Source organism: Pedobacter africanus (assembly GCF_040548825.1).
GTDB lineage: Bacteria > Bacteroidota > Bacteroidia > Sphingobacteriales > Sphingobacteriaceae > Pedobacter > Pedobacter africanus_A.
Map to the genome: position 1 here is coordinate 2,147,750 of NZ_JBEPSL010000001.1, position 18,742 is coordinate 2,166,491.

13 protein-coding genes are annotated in these 18,742 nt (G+C 44.4%); 1 reads left to right on the forward strand and 12 read right to left on the reverse strand.

All coding sequences use genetic code 11. From position 1 onward, the window contains the following. Nucleotides 1-70: 70 nt before the first annotated feature. The 8 genes from ABIE26_RS08890 to ABIE26_RS08925 all read right to left on the reverse strand — a co-directional run bounded on the left by ABIE26_RS08890 (nucleotide 71) and on the right by ABIE26_RS08925 (nucleotide 8,291). Entirely contained in the window at nucleotides 71-1,234 is a 1,164-nt protein-coding gene (locus ABIE26_RS08890) for a FecR family protein (RefSeq protein ID WP_310137775.1), read from the reverse strand. Nucleotides 1,235-1,316: 82 nt separating this feature from the next. Beyond that, entirely contained in the window at nucleotides 1,317-1,880 is a 564-nt protein-coding gene (locus ABIE26_RS08895) for an RNA polymerase sigma-70 factor (RefSeq protein WP_310137773.1), read from the reverse strand. 157 nt (nucleotides 1,881-2,037) lie between these two features. Continuing rightward, nucleotides 2,038-3,822 carry a chloride channel protein gene (locus ABIE26_RS08900; protein ID WP_310137772.1) on the reverse strand — a complete coding sequence of 595 codons (1,785 nt, stop codon included), beginning with the start codon at nucleotides 3,820-3,822 and terminating at the stop codon, nucleotides 2,038-2,040. An 11-nt stretch (nucleotides 3,823-3,833) separates the two neighbouring features. Continuing rightward, the gene (locus tag ABIE26_RS08905; RefSeq protein WP_310137770.1) at nucleotides 3,834-4,556 is read right to left on the reverse strand and encodes an RluA family pseudouridine synthase; all 723 of its coding nucleotides are present in this window, start codon (nucleotides 4,554-4,556) and stop codon (nucleotides 3,834-3,836) included. Nucleotides 4,557-4,586: 30 nt separating this feature from the next. Next, nucleotides 4,587-5,276 (reverse strand): response regulator transcription factor, encoded by a 690-nt coding sequence (locus ABIE26_RS08910; protein WP_310137767.1) that lies wholly within the window; start codon nucleotides 5,274-5,276, stop codon nucleotides 4,587-4,589. Between the two features lie 105 nt (nucleotides 5,277-5,381). Further along, nucleotides 5,382-6,491 carry a TlpA disulfide reductase family protein gene (locus ABIE26_RS08915; protein WP_310137764.1) on the reverse strand — a complete coding sequence of 370 codons (1,110 nt, stop codon included), beginning with the start codon at nucleotides 6,489-6,491 and terminating at the stop codon, nucleotides 5,382-5,384. 5 nt (nucleotides 6,492-6,496) lie between these two features. Further along, nucleotides 6,497-7,960, reverse strand: coding sequence for an Asp-tRNA(Asn)/Glu-tRNA(Gln) amidotransferase subunit GatB (gene gatB, locus ABIE26_RS08920; RefSeq protein WP_310137763.1), 1,464 nt, complete (start codon nucleotides 7,958-7,960; stop codon nucleotides 6,497-6,499). 82 nt (nucleotides 7,961-8,042) lie between these two features. Continuing rightward, a complete protein-coding gene (locus tag ABIE26_RS08925) occupies nucleotides 8,043-8,291 on the reverse strand; it encodes a hypothetical protein (protein ID WP_310137762.1) in 249 nt (82 codons plus the stop codon). 233 nt (nucleotides 8,292-8,524) lie between these two features. On the opposite strand from ABIE26_RS08925, the gene ABIE26_RS08930 reads away from it, so the two are divergent. Beyond that, nucleotides 8,525-9,667 carry a histidine decarboxylase gene (locus ABIE26_RS08930; RefSeq protein ID WP_310137760.1) on the forward strand — a complete coding sequence of 381 codons (1,143 nt, stop codon included), beginning with the start codon at nucleotides 8,525-8,527 and terminating at the stop codon, nucleotides 9,665-9,667. On the opposite strand, the gene ABIE26_RS08935 is transcribed toward ABIE26_RS08930, so the two are convergent. The 4 genes from ABIE26_RS08935 to ABIE26_RS08950 form a co-directional block, all read right to left on the reverse strand. Next, on the reverse strand, nucleotides 9,639-11,510 hold the full coding sequence (locus tag ABIE26_RS08935) for a TonB-dependent receptor plug domain-containing protein (protein WP_310137758.1): 1,872 nt from the start codon (nucleotides 11,508-11,510) through the stop codon (nucleotides 9,639-9,641). The two genes, ABIE26_RS08930 and ABIE26_RS08935, sit on opposite strands and share 29 nt — an antisense overlap. 97 nt (nucleotides 11,511-11,607) lie before the next feature. Continuing rightward, complete coding sequence (locus tag ABIE26_RS08940; protein ID WP_310137756.1) at nucleotides 11,608-13,338, reverse strand: DUF6528 family protein; 1,731 nt, start codon at nucleotides 13,336-13,338, stop codon at nucleotides 11,608-11,610. Between the two features lie 21 nt (nucleotides 13,339-13,359). After that, entirely contained in the window at nucleotides 13,360-15,102 is a 1,743-nt protein-coding gene (locus tag ABIE26_RS08945) for a RagB/SusD family nutrient uptake outer membrane protein (RefSeq protein WP_310137753.1), read from the reverse strand. 15 nt (nucleotides 15,103-15,117) lie between these two features. Next, nucleotides 15,118-18,597, reverse strand: coding sequence for a TonB-dependent receptor (locus tag ABIE26_RS08950; RefSeq protein WP_310137751.1), 3,480 nt, complete (start codon nucleotides 18,595-18,597; stop codon nucleotides 15,118-15,120). Nucleotides 18,598-18,742 lie beyond the last annotated feature (145 nt).

Below are 18,742 nucleotides of genomic sequence, written 5' to 3' on the forward strand. Positions count from 1 at the left end.
GATCCGGACTATTCTACAGGGGTGCTACAACACCCCTTTTTTAATTCACCAGATCACCGCAGGGTAAAGTTTAACGCATAATGGTGATCCTCCTTCCTTCAGTTTTAAATTTAAACTTATCTGTTTCTTCCAATAGTTTCAATACTTCTGCGAGCTGTGTATTCCGTGAAAGTGTTCCTGTTATTTTGGTCTTGTTGTCGGCAATTCCTGTGTAATCCACCTCCACATCATACCAGCGCTCCAATTTGCGCATCAGGATTTTAATGTTATCGTTCTCAAAAATAAAAAAGCCTTCTTTCCATGCCACCGTTTCTTCTGTATCTACCTCTTTTACATTTAATGCCGATGAAGAGAGTACCGATTGCTGCCCGGGTATTAATATTTTATAATTACTGCCTTCCGCAGTGCGGAATACTTTCACACTGCCTTCCAGGAGCGTGGTTTTAATGGCAGATTCATCGCTGTAAGCGTTCACATTGAAATGCGTGCCCAATACTTCTATGGTCTGGTTGTCGGAAATAATCCTGAAAGGCTTCTTTTTATCTTTTGCAACTTCAAAATAAGCCTCACCTGTAAGCGCTACCTTTCTTTCGGTACCATTAAATTTTGTAGGGTATTTTAAGGCAGAGGCGGCATTTAGCCATACTTTAGTACCATCTATCAAGGTAATCTGGTACTGGCCGCCTTTAGGGGCTTCAAGGGTATTGTATTTCCCCGGCTGCTCCTTACCTTCATCAACAACCTGGTAGGCAATCTGTCCGTCTGCCGTTTTGGTAATTTTGACACTCCCCTGCAAAGCTAGCGTACCTGTTGTGCTATCGGTTAGTGCAATTCGTTTTCCATCGGCCAGGGTAAGGTAGGCTTTGTTTGTTCCGGGTTTAATGTGTGGTTGTGTTGCAGCCTGGCTATCGTTATGGTTATTCAGGTATGGGCTGCCGAAGTAAAACGAGCCTGCTCCCAGCACTACAAACAAAGAAGCGGCAATCAGCATCCGTTTTATGCTAAAAATCGGGACGGCTGAAGGAGCCTGATACCCTGCAGCTGTGAGCTTGCCGGATATCCCTTTCCAGATGGCATCATTTGCATCATGCAGATCAGGTTCAGGCAATTCATCCTTCGAAATGAGGCTTTGTTTATTGTACCAGTTTTCAACAATAGCTATTTCTTCGGGTGTACATAATCCTTTATTAAATTTATCGATTAATTCTTCCTGTTCTGAATGTGTATGTTTCATCGTTTTACAAACCGTTCTTAAGAGCGATTTAAGGGTATAACGATTTAAGGGACGGCAGGTAGTAGATGCGCTAAAAAAAAAATTAAAAAAACATCAAAAGTGAAGTCAGTTTGGTCCTCAGGATGTGCAGCGCATTGTTCATCTGCTTTTTGACCGTCTTATCAGAGATGTTCAGGTAATCGGAAATCTCTTTGTATGTTTTATGTTCCTTCCTGCTCAGTTCAAAAACTGCCCGCATTTTAGGAGGTAAGGATTGGATCTCAGCCTCTATCCGGCGTGCAAGATCGCGTTCACGTACCAGGCTATCCGGAGCTGAGGCCTCACTTTCCATTTCTACCTTCAGTGAGGCCATATACCTGGCTTTTACTTTTGAATGCTTAACCTGATCCAATATCCTGTTCCTGGTACTTGTATAAAGAAAGGCGGCCAATGGAGTCTTTATGGCAAGGTCCTGTGCCTTTACCCAAAGCATTGTAAAAACTTCCTGAACCACATCTTTGGCTTCATCATCATTCTGCAGCATTTTACGGGCATGTCGGTACAGCAATGCCCAATACTTATCGTATATGGCTTTATAGGCACAAGCATCGCCCTGCTGAAATAAAGTCAGCAAATCATCGTCCTCTAAATGTAGCAGTCTACTCATACAAATATTTAACTGGGCGCAAAGAAGTATTCCTTCGTTTGTTTCGCCGTCCAGGTGGTTATTAAATATTCTCCGTTCAGTTTTTTTGTTGTGTGAAGCTAAAGCTATAAATAATTTATAACAAAAATGCTACACAAACGTTTGCGTAAAATTCAGCCTACTCCATATAGTCGGCCTGCCTGCTTAACAAAGCCCTGTATTTGTTAAAGATGCTGGTCTTGGAAACAAAGCCCATATATCTTCCTTCTTCATCCAGCACGGGAAGCAACCATGCATTTTCCTTTTCCATCTTCTCCAGCACCAGTTTTAAAGGGTCAGAAATGAATACCAGTCCGGGTGCCTCCTGCATCAGGTCGTTCACATGCATTTCTTCACCGGTATGTATGCCTTTTTTCAGCATGTCTTCTGCGTATAACAGTCCTTTAAATTCCAATCCTTCCCCCACTACCGGGAAGAGGTTCCGTTTAGACTGCAGCATTTCATTCCATCTTGCAGACAGCAGTTCGTTCTGGTCGAGCACCAGGTAATCTTTTTCTACCAGGTACCTTAGCCTCATCATGTTCAAAACCGTAGTGTCTTTATCCTCATGGGAAAGCAGTTCGCCGCTTTTGGCCAGGGGTTCTGTATAAATTGAATATTTATGCCTGCCCCGGCTAATCAGGTAAGCAATGGCCGAAGTGATCATTAAGGGCACCATCAAAATATATCCCCCCGTAATTTCCGCGATCAGAAAAATCCCTGTAAGCGGAGCGTGCATAATGGCACTCAAGGAGGCAGCCATACCGGCAACGATGAAATTAGCAACGTTTAAATGGGCGATGCCCAGCGTATTGGCCGTAAAGGCAACGGCAAAACCTATTAAACCGCCCATGATTAAACTTGGCGCAAAAATCCCTCCGTTACCCCCGGCACCTAAGGTGATCAGCGTTGCGGCCGATTTGGCGAATACCGTAATCAGGGTAAACACAATGATTACCCAGGGCAGGCTGCTGTAGCCTGAAAAAATACTGTTTGAAACCACTGCGGCATAATTGCCCCCAAGCAGGTTTTTAATGGTGACATAACCCTCGCCATATAATGTTGGGAATAAAAATACCAGCAGCCCCAGCATTAAACCACCCAATACCACTTTTTTGTAGGGGTTTTTGATTTTATAAAAAGCCGATTTGATAAAGCCGTTTATCTTTTTGAAATAGATGGAGAAAAGGCCGATCAGCACAGCAAGCAATACATAATAGATGAGTGCATTTATTTCCCAGCCTTCTGTTACCAGATAGAAGAGTTGTTCGTTGTAAAACAAACGGGATACCACTGCGGCTGTGGCCGAAGCCAGCAGCAAGGGGATAAATGCAGGAATGGTAAACTCCGGCAGCAGAATTTCTATGGCAAATACAATACCTGCAATGGGGCTATTGAAGGCCGCTGCAATACCTGCAGCTGCACCACAGGCCAGCAGCAAGGTAGTTTCCCGGTAGGATAAACCAAAAAAACGACCTACCACAGAACCTATACCACCGCCACTGGTTACTATAGGGGCTTCCAGTCCCGTAGAACCGCCAAAACCAACTGTAAGCGCCGCGGTAATCACCTGCGAATAAATATTGTGCGGTTCAATTTTGCTTGATTTTTTGGAAATGGTATATAATATAGGCGTTAAGCCGGTTTCAAACTTCCCTTTTCTGATGAACCTGCGCACATACATGACCGACAGCAGGATACCGATGAAAGGAAAAAAGAAAAAGAGATAGTACTTGTACTGCCAGTGAAAACCAGACTGTAAAAAATCTTCGATGTGGTGGGTTAAGGTTTTGAGCAGTGAAGCGGCCAGTCCGGCCAGTATGCCCACGATCAGTGCAGCTATGACCAGGAAATTCCTATTCGATATTTTTGTTTTCCTGTATTGATTAATGCTATCTATATAATTTACCGCCCTTACATACATTTTAAACTGTTTTATGCATCAAACTTATCCAATAATTTGATGAGCGTTGCGAAATCTTTAGGGTATGGTGCTTCAATTACGATGTCCTGCCCATCGGTTCCCTTAAATACCACATGCCAGGCATGCAGCGCAAAGCGTTTCATAATGGGCTGCTCCTCTTCATCTTTTGCCAACCGGTAACCTTTTTTTAAACTGGAAAGGAATACAGGTTTACCGCGGTACATGTCATCGCCGGCAATTGCAGCACGCTGTGTGGCCAGGTGGATCCTGATCTGGTGCATGCGTCCGGTGATGGGCTTACATTCTACCAGTGTGTAGTGTCTGTAGTTTTTTAGCGTATTAAAAATAGTCTCCGCACGTTTTCCCTCCTTGCGGTCAATGGTTACACTTTTATTACCATCATTCAGAATCGGCAGGTCTATAAACAACGCATTGAAGCTAAACTGTCCATCTACCACCGCATGGTAGGTTTTATTGACCTTCCGCTTTTCAAACTGTATGGAAACATGACGGTAAGCTTCGGGTGTTTTGGCAATGATAATTGCGCCAGAGGTTTCTTTATCCAAACGGTGGCAAACCTGTGCATCAGCACAGTATTGTTTGGCGAGACGAAGAATATTAACTTCTCCTGAACCGCCACGTTCATCCAATGATGCAACAAATGGTGGTTTATTTACTACGATATAATCATCGTTTTCAAATAGGATCAGATCTTTAAAAGAGGGATATTTCAATATAATACGAATTTCTTAGCTACAAAAGTACTAAGAAAGTTCGAATTTATAGCCCACTCCTTTTACTGTAGCCACATAGGATTCGCCCAGCTTTTCACGTAGTTTACGGATATGCACATCAATGGTACGGTTGGTAACTACTACAGAGTCTTCCCAGATGTTTTTAAGGATGGATTCCCTGGTATATACTTTTCCGGGTTTTGAGGCCAGCAGGTATAACAGTTCAAATTCTTTTTTGGCCAGCACTACTTTTTGTCCGTTCTGGTAAACCAGATAAGCCTCACGATCAATCACCAGATCGCCAATCTCTACTTTATTGTCGGATACTTCGTCTGTGCTTGAGTTCCTTCTTAAGATGGCATTGATGCGGCTTACCAGCGCACGGGGTTTTATCGGCTTGGCAATATAATCGTCTGCTCCTACATTAAAACCGGCAATTTCAGAGTATTCTTCACTGCGGGCAGTAAGGAACACCATAAATGTATTTTTAAATTCAGGGATGGCACGCATCAGGCGGCAAGCCTCTATACCATCCATTTTCGGCATCATAATATCCAGGATGATCAGATCGGGGTGCACCTTCTTCGCAATAGTAATACCCTCCTGTCCGTTCCCCGCCAGGAAAACCTGGTAACCTTCCTTTTTTAAGTTGTATTCTATCAACTCTAAAATATCTGGTTCATCATCAACAATAAGTATCTTCTGTTTTACGGTGCTCATAGCTTTAATTATTTGTTACGAAATTAGGTAATCAATTATAATATAGCGTTAAACCTAAGTTAACAAATTGTTAAGAACATCCTATATATTAACATGAATTTAGGGTTAGCGTAAAGTTTTATTTAAAAAATCATCCAGCGCTGCGCCACGCAGGTTTTTAGCAATGATTTTACCCTCCGGATCAATGATAAAAGAGCTTGGAATGGCTTCAATCGAATACAGCACGGCAGTCGGACTGTCAAAATCCTTCAGGTCACTGGCATGCACCCAGGTTAAATTATCGGCTGCAATGGCTGCTTTCCAGGCTGCTACATCCTTGTCTAAAGAGATGCCTAAAATGGTAAAGTTCTTGTCTTTATAGGCCTGGTAAGCTCTTACTACATTTGGATTTTCCTGACGGCATGGTGTACACCATGAGGCCCAGAAATCAAGCATTACGTATTTACCTTTAAAGTCCGACAGTTTAAGCGGCTTACCATCAACACTGTTGATGCTGAACTGAGGTGCCGGTTGCCCGATCTGAACAGACTTTAATTTGGCCATTCTCATCAGGAACTCGGTTACGGCCGGATTCTTATTAAAACCACTTTTTATTTTATCGGAATAAGCAACCAGTTCTTTTTCATACTCGGCCGGATTTAACAGGTTCACAGCGTAAAAACCTGCAAGTGAACTGGTATTTTCCTGGGCAAATTTCAATACTGCCTTATTTAAGCCTTCAATTTCCTGGGTGTATTGCGGGCGCATCTGCTCCATTATCACATCCCTTTGATCGGATCTGGCAGCAACAGCTTCATCAAATTTACGCTGGATCTCATTTATTTTAACCATATACTGGTTTTTGGTTTTATTGAGTTCCTGCAATTTATTTGCCTCGTCAGCACCGGAAATGGTATAGGAAAGATTTTTATCGGACAGATCGGCTTCGATCTTGATATGATCACCGTTCTTCGCAATGATCATGTATTCACTATGTCCGGACGAGATCCTGAAAAAATCTGCTTCCGGTGTGCTGTGGCTGAACTTAAACTCGCCTTTTTCTGAAAAAACGGTAGAATCCAGAGGTTTCGCCTGATCCTTTTGCAAACCAAACAGGTACACCTTGCTGCCAGCTGCAGCATTCTTAAACTGTCCTTCAATTACAAAACCACTTTTGTCCTTACATGCAGCAAATGCAATACAAAGTACCAGCAGGTATCCAATCTTTTTGATCATATCTATTATTTTAACTTATCCTGTAACAATTGATTTATTTTCTGTGGGTCTGCCTTACCTTTAGCCAGCTTCATCACATCCCCGACAAACAGTCCCAACACCCCTTTTTTTCCTTTTTTATAGGCTTCTACCTGAGCCTGGTATTTAGCCAGTACTTCATCTACAAACGCAGATAATGCATCTCCATTGTCTTCAATCAGTAAATTCAGCTTTGCCGCCAATGCCATCACATCCGCTGCAGGCACTTTAAGCAGTTCGGGCAATAGCTGCTGCAGAGCCACCTGCTGACTGATCTTCTTATCGTCCACCATGTTGATGACATCGGCCAGTTGTTCCGGTGTAACCTTGAAATCCGCTATGGTGGTTTCCTTTTCATTAAGCAGGGCCCTTATTGGCCCGGCCAGCCAGTTGATCAGGTTCTTTTTGTTGTTTACATGCTCCAGCGCTAGGTTAAAATAAAGCAGCAGGTCCTGGTCTTCAGATAACATGGTTGCTTCTGAACCGCTTACCCCATAATCGGCCGCTAGTTTCTTGGCGATTTCCTGTGGCAGGGCCGGCATATCAAATTTCAGCTGGGCAAGCCATTCATCGGAAATGTGGACCGGTGCCAGGTCAGGGTCGGGAAAATAGCGGTAATCGTTAGCTTCTTCCTTACTGCGCATAGGTGCCGTAGTACCCTGGTCGGCATCAAAGGTTAACGTACTTTGTACAATATTTCCGCCACTGCTGATCACTTGTTGCTGACGGCCAAATTCAAATTCTATTGCCCGGCGTACATTCCGGATGGAGTTCAGGTTTTTCACTTCACAGCGCGTCCCGAATTCGGACACACCCGTTTTACGAATGGAGATATTGGCATCGCAACGCAGGCTGCCTTCTTCCATATTGCCGTCACTTAGATCAAGGTACCGCACCAGTTTTCTGATCTCGGTAAGTAGTAATGATGCTTCTTCGGCACTGCGGATATCAGGTTCAGTTACGATTTCAATTAAAGGCACTCCTGCCCTGTTCAGATCTACATAAGAATATTTATCGTCCTGATCGTGCATGCTTTTACCGGCATCTTCTTCCAGGTGAATCCGGTTAATGCCAATTCTTTTTTCTTCACCTGTACTCAGGGTAACATTCAGGAAGCCATTCTGGCAGATGGGCTTATTGTCCTGTGTAATCTGGTACCCCTTGGGCAGATCGGCATAAAAATAGTTCTTCCTGTCGAAATAATTGACCTGGTTGATGCTGCAGTTCAGGGCAAGGCCCATCCGTACAGCCTTAGCTACTACCTCTTTGTTCAGTTTTGGCAGGGCACCCGGCAATGCCAGTGAAACTGCAGAAATGTGTTCGTTGGGTTTTGCACCAAAAGCAGCACTATCTGATGAGAATATTTTGGATTGTGTATTTAGCTGTACGTGGATCTCTAAACCAGATACCAATTCGAATTCTGATGGAGAAACTGGAGTTTTCGTACTCATTTATGGGCAATAGTTTTCTTAGTTCCTGATGTATTTTACATACAAACATAACCATTTATAAGTTATGATGAAACAAGGCCTGCTATCTGCCGCCGCTTAGGGAATCCTGCAATAGATCGTTTAGGCTGTCTGTCCTGACCGTATCCGTCTGAGGTGCTGCCGGTAAGGTCTCCGTTTGAACTGCGGTATGTTTTTTCTTCTTTGCCGGCCGCGGATGTTTGTTATAGAAAAGAGCACCAATAGCTGTAACTATAAGTGCGGTACAGGCAATGGCAAGATACCTGAATTCTCTTCTTTTATAGAAAGGTATGGTGATTTTCTCTTCCGTCATTTTAATCTGTCGTTAACTAAAAGCGCTCTAAAGTACTTAAACCTGCGTTGAGTTCTAAATAAAAAAACACGGAACAGGCAAATTTGTTTGAGGTCGGCTCGTATAAAAAGACATTAAATAAGATTTTTATTTCAAAATAAACAACAAAACAATATAATGTTTTTAATTAAATAAATATTACCACACATTATTTTAGTTGATATAACTTTGTAGTTCAAAACTTAGTACCAAAAATGAGTAAATATTCCTTATCAACAAACGAAGAACAACTGTTAGCCCAATTACTGGAAGAAGTAAAATTAAACACCCGTTATTTTATGGGTTATCCGGTCTCAAAAGACTTTAGTTATGCCGAACTGATGCCTTTTATGGAGTATCCGATGAATAATCTGGGAGATCCTTTTGTACCTTCTACCTACGCAGTAGGTTCAAGGGAAATTGAAAAAGAGGTGGTACGTTTTTTTGCTGAACTGTTTAGGGCGCAGGCAGATGATTGGTGGGGATATGTAACCAACGGGGGCTCGGAAGGTAACCTTTATGGTCTGTACCTGGCCAGGGAACTGCACCCTAAAGGCATGGTGTATTATTCGGAAGCCACGCATTACAGCGTACAAAAGAACCTGCACCTGTTAAATATGTCCAATATCGTTATCAGTACACAGGATAACGGAGAAATTGATTATGAAGACCTGGAAAATACCATCCGTATGAACAGGCACATGCCTGTGATCATTATGGCCAACATCGGCACTACGATGACCGAAGCCCGGGACGACATCAGCAAGATCAGGCAGATCTTAAAGAAACTGGCCATCAAACACTATTACATCCATGCAGATGGGGCACTATCTGGCAGTTACAGCGCGCTAATTGAGCCCCGGCCAGCCTTTGATTTTGCAGATGGTGCAGACAGCATTGCCATAAGCGGTCATAAATTCATCGGTTCACCTATCCCCTGCGGTGTCGTGGTGGCCAAAAAATCCAACCGCGACAGGATAGCCCGCTCTGTGGCCTATATCGGCAGTATGGACACGACCATTTCCGGCTCAAGAAACGGGCATAGTCCTCTTTTTTTATGGTATACAATCAAAAAACTCGGTGTTAAAGGTTTAAAGGAACGTGCCCGCCATTGCCTCGAAGTAGCAGCTTATGCCGAACAGCAATTCAAAGCCATCGGATTACCGGCCTGGAGAAACCCCAATAGCATTACAGTAAATTTTCCGGAACCTGATATCAGGATCCGTCAGAAATGGCAGCTTGCCGCCGAAAACTCCTGGTCACACATCATCTGCATGCCTAATATAAGCAAAAACCAGATTGACGAGCTTGTAGCAGAAATAACGGCTGTTAAAAAGCAGTCTTTAGCCCCAGTGTAAACCAGCTGCCGGGCATCGGAACAGCCCCTGCTTCTATATACTGTATGTCAAATATATTGGCGGCATCAGCATAAATGCTGTAATGCTGCTTTTTAAAGGCCAGCCTGGCATCCATGGTCATGTAATCTTTATAACTGATGCGTTCGCAGTAACGGGTGGTCAGTGTTAAAGCAAACATCTGGAAAAGACTGGCATTTAAATTGGTACTCAACTGGTTGCGCAGACTTTCCAATGCATAACGGGAAAAGTTTGCGCTAGCCAGTGTTTTTTTAAGATTGGGGTTAAGGTACGTATAAGACGCGCCCAAACGGATATCATCCAAAATTGTGCTGCTGGTTTTTAAGGTATAATCTGTCGCAAGGGTTAAACCTTTGGTATGGATACGCCCAAAGTTCTGTGGCTGCCATGGGTCGGTCTGCAGGGCCTTAACCCAGTCTATAAAACTATCGATCCTGCGTATAAAAAAGCTTGCATTTAACTGGAGCCTTTCGCTGTTAAATTTCAATCCGCCTTCTGCATATTTTGATTTTTCAGGTTTCAGCTGGTCGTTCCCTATATTGGTAGGTCCTTTATAATAAAGATCTGTATAGGTTGGCAGGCGCTGTCCGGTACCCAGATTGGCAAATACCCGCCAGTTCCCATAAAAGTTATAGCCAACATCCAGTCCGGGAAAAGCCTGCCAGCCAAAGTCGGAATTGTAATTGGTATAAACCCCAAGACTGGCCAGCAATCCGGCTAGAGGCTCAAATCTGTACTCTGTAAACAAACCCGCATTGTTGCGGTTGCTTTTGCCCAGATTAGTACTGTTAATGCGTTCGGTCCTGGCTTCCAGTCCGATCCCAAATGTACCTATACTGGTTGTTATCGTATTGTTCAGTTCAGCATCCAGAACATGGGTCTGATGATGGTTATGGAACTTATCCGGCGTTTGTTTGATGTACAGATAGTCATCCACATTGTTCCTATAGCTGACCTTGGGTACGATGGTCCAGTTCTGGCTTAACCGGGTAGTATAGGCTGCCGAAGCAAGTGCCGTTTTAATGGTTTCTTCAGATTCCTTATCTCCCGGTGCAGAATAAAAGCTGTTTGCACCAAAATTGTTGTGTACATACCCTGCCATTACCTCTAAGGCGTCTGTTTTTCCTACGCGGTAATTTCCCTGGTAATATACTTTCTGGTTGTTGAATGCGGTATTGTAGCGGTAGCCGTTCCCTGCTTCCAGGCCGGCTGACAAAAGGTGTCTGGAGCCATTTAAGACAAGACTTCCGCTCGCCCTGAGACCGTAATTGTAGTACTTATCTCCTGAAATGTTATCCTTAAAGCTGCTTCCTGCAAATACATTAGCTGCAACACCGGTATTTCCGGCATCCCTTGTTACGATATTAACAGCGCCTGTTAAGGCGTTAATGCCATAAATTCTTGATGCTGAGCCCCGCAATACTTCAATATGGTCAATGTCATCGATACTGATCGGGAGGTTCATCATGTTATGACCGGTTTGCGGATCAGAAACCTTAATTCCATTGAGAAGGACGAGCGACTGGTCGAAAGTTCCGCCGTCTATACTGATATCGGCCTGTAAGCCGCCGGGACCACGCTGCCGTACATCCAAGCCTGAAACATAACTGAGCAGCTCACTTACCGATCGGGCCGGCAGGCTTTTGATTTTTTCAGCGTCTATGATCCAGATGTTCCTGTTTTGTTTGGAAAAGGGCAGCTGCATCCTGTTTTCTTTGATCACAATTTCATTCAGTTTCCTGGTCGTATCTTGCTGTGCATAAACAGTTAATGTGGTAAAAAGTAGCAGTAACGGTAAAATAAGGGCTTTTACATGCATCTTCATTTAATTTTGGAGCGGCAAATATAGCCTGTTTCCAGCATTCAGACCAAAAAAGGCATTCTGCCGTTTTTTGAGGCAGAATGCGCTTAAAAAATACCAGTTACTGAAGTGTTACCGTGGCCACCACAGGAAGATGGTCTGACACCAGTGTACTTATTGTATTGTAGCTGTTCATGGTAAAACCTCCGGGCTTATACATAAAATAATCAATGCTTCGGGTTGCCGCACTGGCCGGGTGTGTTGCCGGACAGCTTCCCATACATCCCAGCGTGAATTTCTCCTTTAACTTGGTTATAGTAACCGAACTTGGCACTTCATTGAAATCCCCGCCCAGTATAAAGGGATGTGTAATTCCATTGGCAATATTATTAATCGCTATGGCCTGCAATAAACTATTGCCTGCAGCAGGGCCCAGATGATCTAAGTGTGTACCCCCGAATTTAAACATCAGCCCATTTTTTTCCGTTCTGATAACGGCCATCTGTCTGGGTTCTCCTGTGCCTGCCGGCAATACATAGCGGGTAATCTCGTACAACGGCCACTTTGAAAGTATGGCGTCCCCATACTCACCACCATCCCAGTTCATGGCCTTAGAGAAATAACAATACATCCCGGCTAGCTTACCCAATGTATCTGCCTGATCGATACTGCTACCCGAGCGGTTGGTAAATTTATCTACTTCCTGCAGGCTGACCAGATCGGGGTTTTGCGCTTTAATTACGTTGGCCACATTTTGCAATCCGCCATTTGCCAGCTGAATGTTGTAAGTCATCACTTTGATCTCCGGACTTTGTGCTTCAATCACATAGTCATATTTCCAGATCCTTGCCCTGTAATTGGAGGTTCCCACCAAATTTTGCCATTGGTGCCAGGTGCCGTTACTGGAACAAAAATCAATATGGTTGCCCGTAGCCGGATCGGCCTGGATCAATCTGCCTGAGATCTGGTTTACACAGGATTTCACACCAGCCCTGAAAGCATAATTTCCGATGGCACTAAATGTTTTGGTGGTTTTATTGTAGGTATACACACCCGTGCTGGTGCAGACCCACAACTTATTGGGGTCACCTGCAAAATCGCTCACGTCCTGTCCCCCTGCTGTTGGCAAGGTACTTCTTAAAGACACATCTTCGGTAAGTGTAGGTGCAGCGGCAGTGCCCCCGACAGTTAAAGCAGCCAATACCGCGTTGCCGCCAATTGAACCTGTAACCCTGATTACATTATTTATGGGGTCCCAGAGCACTGCAGTGGGTGCGGTAATGTTAAATTGTGCGTAACTCGTACTTGTTGTACTTTGTGAAGAAGTATAGACTCTTACCCAGTTTCCATCCTTTGCTGCCACTACAATATTGCCATTGGGCAGGAGCTCTACCCCATGCGGAGTAGTTCCGGCTCCCAGATCCAGCGCCCATCTCCGGTGCCCGGTACTCTGGATGGCAATTGTAGCCATGTTACCGCCAACCGCGGCCCAGGCCCCACCCCATGGACTTTGCCTGATCCTTACATCCCTAGGATCACCCCAGGCGCTGACTTCCGCAGCGCTGTACGACCTGCCGGTAGTGGGGCTCCAGTTCATTTTCCTAGCAGGGAGATACCATTCTTTTGCATAACAATCATAAACATTGATTTTATCATTGGTGACATCCAAAACAGCTACCCAGCTGTCTTTGATAGATGTAAATGCAGCCGCAGAAAGCGGGGCGGGTGCAGACTCCTTCTGGTTGCCGGCCACTTCCTGATCAGCTGGTTCCAGTTTATTGCAGGACAAAACAAACATGGTCAGGATGATGAGCCCCAGGCCCATCAAGCTTGCATATCTTTTTAGTTTCATAACGATATTTTTAGGAGAGGGCTATTGCCAGCTTTCTGTTTGTTTAAGGTTTGGGTTCAATACAATTTCACCAAGCGGTATAGGCTGGTTATACTTTTTATCCGGGAACTGCTTACTGATGTTCCCCATCCAGATCAGGATTCCGCTGGTACCTCCGGAAAGTCTGGCCGAAATGCCATTAAGCAGATAATAATATACCCCAGGTACCTTTGTTGCAGGCACGGCGTCTACAAAGGCCACATCCCCCTGCCCATCTTCATTCAGGTCCAGCACCTGCCCTTTGGCCGGCACATACAGTCCGTTATAAGGTTTTTCCAGTAAAGCGCCCGCTTTCCAGCGCAGCAAATCATCGTAACGAAAGCCTTCTACTGCAAGCTCAATCCCCCTTTCCCTTCTCACTTCCATTAAAACCGCATTATTGAGGTCTGGATAAAAATTGGCCTGCATGTAAATATCTATGGTGGCAGGCATTGCGGTATTGGTAATTCCGGCACGTGTCCTTAAAGCGCCAATGCTGGTATTCCAATCGCCCGCTGTCAGCGTCCCCAGCTCTGCCTTTGCCTCTGCATAATTCAGCAGAACTTCCGCATAGCGGATAACCGGAATAGAATTGTAGTTTGCAACGGGCGAGCGGTTGTCCAGTGCTTTATCGTCGAGCGTAAATTTCAGGATATGATAACCGGTACTGGTAAAGGCAAAATCGGGAGCTGCTGCAGATCCGTCGCTTCTTTTATAAGGCGCCATTCGTATGGTTTGCGACAACCGCTTATCCCTGTTCTTCACTTCATTCTGGAATACGATGGAGTTATAACCTGCCTGATCGGTAAAGCGGCTACCATCTGCATTCAGATAGGTATTCACAAAGCTTTTATCCAGACTTAGCTTATTTCCATAGGTGGCGCTTGTAAACCAGTAATTGGCATCGTGCCACTTGCTCAGGTTATTGTTGTACACAACAGCCAGCAGCACTTCATTGTTTACTGGGTTTTCGCTCGTAAACAAAGCCCTGTACGGAGTAGCCCCGGCAGTGTTTAAACTGTACTTACCACCTTTGATGACCAGATCGGCCGCTGCAGCAGCTTCAGTAAGCCAGGCAGCGGCAGAACCGATTAAGGATAATTCTGTGTGGTATTTTCTGTAAGTACCTTCAAACAAACAGATTCTTGACTTCAATGCAAGCGCCACCGATCTTGTAATGCGACTGCTGGAAGCATCCTTTGTATCGTTAATATTGGCAACGGCATAATTGAGATCGGCCAGCACAGAATCCATCACCAGGCTACGCGGATCTCTGGCCTTATAGAGGTCAGGGTCCGTTGTATCCAGCGGCTTTCCGTACCAGGGCACATCACCAAATCTTTTTACCATACCATAATAAAACCAGGCCCTGAAAAATCTGGCAATTCCCATATAGTGTGCCCTTATCTGAGGCGCTATGGCTGTGTTTTTATTGTTTTGTATAAAATAATTGACGTTCCGCAGATTGCCCCAGCCCCAGCCGCTGGCCTGTTGCACTGTAAATTGCGGGGTAAGGTACTGTGGTACACCGGCAGTAACGGCAATATCAGACAGCTGATCGCCCTTAAACAGGACATCGTTTGAAGGGAGCATCGTTTGAAGAAATGAATTGGTGTAAAGTTCAAGATTCTGCTCTGTAGAAAAGGCCTGATCCTGGGTCAGCTTATCCAGAGGGTCCTGATCGAGTATCTTTTTACAGGATGCCAGTGTGAGCACAACTGCAAGGTATATGAATATCTTTTTCATGAGATCTGTATGAGGTTAAAAGGTTAAATTGAGACCAACGGTATAGGTTTTAAGCAAGGGATAAGAAAACCCATCTCCTTGTCCGTTAGCAACTTCAGGATCTGACCCCTCAATCACTTCAGGGTCAAAATCTTTTGTTATCCTGTACATGGGCGACCATGTCCAAAGGTTCTGGCCGGTTACAAAGATTCTTGCGTTGGTTAACCTAACCTTGCTGATCAGACTTTTGGGCAATGTATAACCAATAGTAAGGTCCTTTAAACGGATGTAACTGGCATTTTGCAGGTAACGGCTTTGCTGAACAGCCAGCTGAGGTGTACTACCGATAGAGGTATAGGTTCTTAACCTCGGGTAATAGGCACCGGGATTTTCAGGGGTCCAGTGGTTCTGGTCTATTGCCTTAGGAAGGAAGGTATACGGACGATTGTAGGGTCCCCAGAAATAGGCGGCTTCTACCGAAGGCCACCAATCGCGCTTTCCGATTCCCTGAAAAAAGGCGCTCAATGAGAAATTATTCCAGGATACATCACCTGTAATTCCATAGGCATAACGTGGCAGTGAGTTTCCAATCACAGTGATATCGCCCGGGTCTTCCAATGTATTCAGTCCCCGGTTGATCTTTCCATCACCGTTGATGTCCCGGAATTTAACGTCCCCCGGAAGGAATTTATTGAGGATAGAAACTTTGATGAAGGACTGGTCGGCATGGTTTAATACCTCTTCTTCCGATTGAAACAGGCCATCTGATATAAAGCCATAAATATCTCCCCATTTCTGCCCTTTAAAACTTGAGGAAAGGGTCCCGGTAGGATTATAGAACTTGGTAATATAAGTCTCATTATCAGACAAAGTAAGCCTGATACCATAACTCAATGGTTTTCTGAGGTTGATCTGATCTCTCCAGGCCAGGGATAGTTCCCAACCTTTGGTAGACAGGTCGCCATTATTTTCTCTGGGAACTGAAGCACCGAATACGGCAGGGAGTGGCGTTCCTGCAAGGATCATTCCCTTTGTTTTGCGTTCATACCAGTCGAATGTCACAGACAGACGTTGTTTTAAAAGTGATGCATCTATTCCGAAATCGAGTGTGGTTGCAGTTTCCCAGGTCAGATTTTGGGATACCACGCCAGGCTGCTGGATATAACTTGGATAAGCCCCGTTTACCAGCACGGTTCCCCGGGACGCGCTTATGGTTTGCAGAAAGGTATAGGGCGCAATATTTCCATTTCCTAAAGATCCATAGGAAGCCCGCAGTTTCAGGTTGTCCAGCCATCCCTTGGTCTGCTGCATAAAATTCTCTTCAGAAACCCTCCAGCCGGCAGATGCCGATGGGAAGAAGCCAAATTGTTTGTTTACCGGAAATTTAGATGAGCCATCGTAACGGCCATTCAGTTCAAGCAGGTATTTACCTTTAAAATCGTAGTTGGCCCTGAAGAACACGCCTGAAAGTGCCGAGGTTTGTCCGCCTCCGGTAAGCCTGAAGTTTGTGCCTGTGGCCAGGTTAAAATCGGACAGGTCATCCAACAGCAAGCCATCCCTTGAAATGTTTAAGTTAGTTAGCTTGTCATATTCCAGGTTCCAGCCTCCAAGCAATTTCAGGTTATGGTTGCCAAAGCTTTGTGAGAAATCTGCATAGATATTGCCTACATAGTAACTTCTGTTCGCTGTATTCTCTGTATAATCATTGATTCCTGAACGGATAATTGTTCCGGGAGCATTGCTGTAGGGTACTGGAATATATTTGAAATTGTTTTTGGTATTGGTGTACAGGTAAGAGAAATCGGCTTTTAGGTTTAATTTATTTTTAATGATGGCCGCATTTAACCCTACTGTATTTCTTAAAAAATTCTGCTGGGTTAAGGAAAAGCTCTTGCCATAATAGAAGTCGCCTACACCTGTAGCCCCTACTCTTGTCAGACTGCCATCGGGGTTAAATACCGGTGCGATGGGGAATGCACTTACCGCCAGGAGCCTTAATATCGCATTTCTCCCCCCGAATGAAGTGAGCGGATACTTATAGCTGTAACTCGAAAAATCGGATATGGCATTGGCAGAAAGCCATTCATTAATTTTAATATCCCCTTTAAACCTCAGGTTGTACCGGTTGTATTTATCCGGACTGTAACGATACACACCATCCTGGTTGTACAAACGGCCGGAGAGCGCAAAATTTACGCTCTCTCCTCCACCGGTAACGCTTAGGGCATGTTCCATGCCCGGATTACTGTCTTTATACAGTTCTTTTATCCAGTCGGTATCGCTATTGTAATAAACATAGTTGCCGGCAGCATTCACTTCCACTTTTGGCAAAGAAGAATCTTCTGAACGGCGTTTGATCTCCTCGAGATAGCTTTGCGAAAAAGGGTAAACCCCATTGATGTCTGTCGGATAAACGTTATAGTCGTTCCATCCTGCAAAGGCTTCATTAAATGTTTTTGCCCAGGTATAACTGTCGGTCACAAAATCAGGCCTTACGGTATGTTCGTTTCTTGAAAAGTTTGCACTGTAGTTGAGCTGAACTTTACCTTTCTGCGGACTTTTCGTCGTAATTAAAACTACACCAAATGCACCTCTTGCCCCGTAGATAGCGGCTGATGCTGCATCCTTAAGCACGGTTACACTGGCAATATCGTTTGGGTTCAGGTTGTTGATCAAACCATTATCGTTGGCCGGAACGCCATCTATGATGATCAATGCATCGGCACCTGTTGAGTTTATCGTGGTTATTCCCCTAATGTTATAAGCTGAACTACGGATAGGTTTTCCATCCGTCATTTTAATGTTCAGGTTGGGTATAACACCCTGCAATGCTTTCGTTACATTAGGTACCGGCCGGTCTTCAAAGTACTCACTTCCTACATTGTCTACCGCCCCTGTAAGGTTAATCTTCTTCTGCGTGCCATAGCCTACTACGACCACTTCGTTCAAACCTTTCTGGTCTTCCTTTAAAACTACATTAACCACAACCTGGTTGTTCACACTGGTTTCGTTTACAATAAAACCCAGGTAAGAAACAATTAAAACTGCATCGCCATCAATTCCCCTTAAAGCAAACCCGCCATTTCGGTCCGTAACGGTACTGTTGCTGCCGCCTTTTACTTTTACGGAGGCCCCGGGGAGCGGTTTTCCTTTTTCGTCTGTAACCGTACCACGGATATCGATGGTGTTGAGTATGACCCCTGATTTATCCTGCAAAACAATTTCTGGTTTAATCAGGATCGTTTTGTCTTCTATGGTATAGATTAAACCACGGCCACGGATCACTTTTTCCATAACCTCTGCCAATGACGCATTATTGAAGCTGACATCTATGGCCGAACTGATCCGGATGCGGTTGGTTGATAAAAGGACATCATAACCTGTCTGTTTCCTGATTTCCTTAAAAATACGCTGAAGGCTGACCCCCTTTCGCTCAAGGGTCATTTTTTGTCCAAAAGAAGCAGCACTGACCTGCAGCAATGTAGTAATTAATATGACAGTGGTCAACTTCATCATTAATAGCAATTTAGGTATGCAGCCGCATGGCATACATAAAATTTTAGTATAAATTTTATACATTTGATTGTCTGTGTTAGTGCGGATTGCTGTTTGACTTAAGACCTCAGTAGCAACCGCAATGAATCATGAATAATTTTTAAAT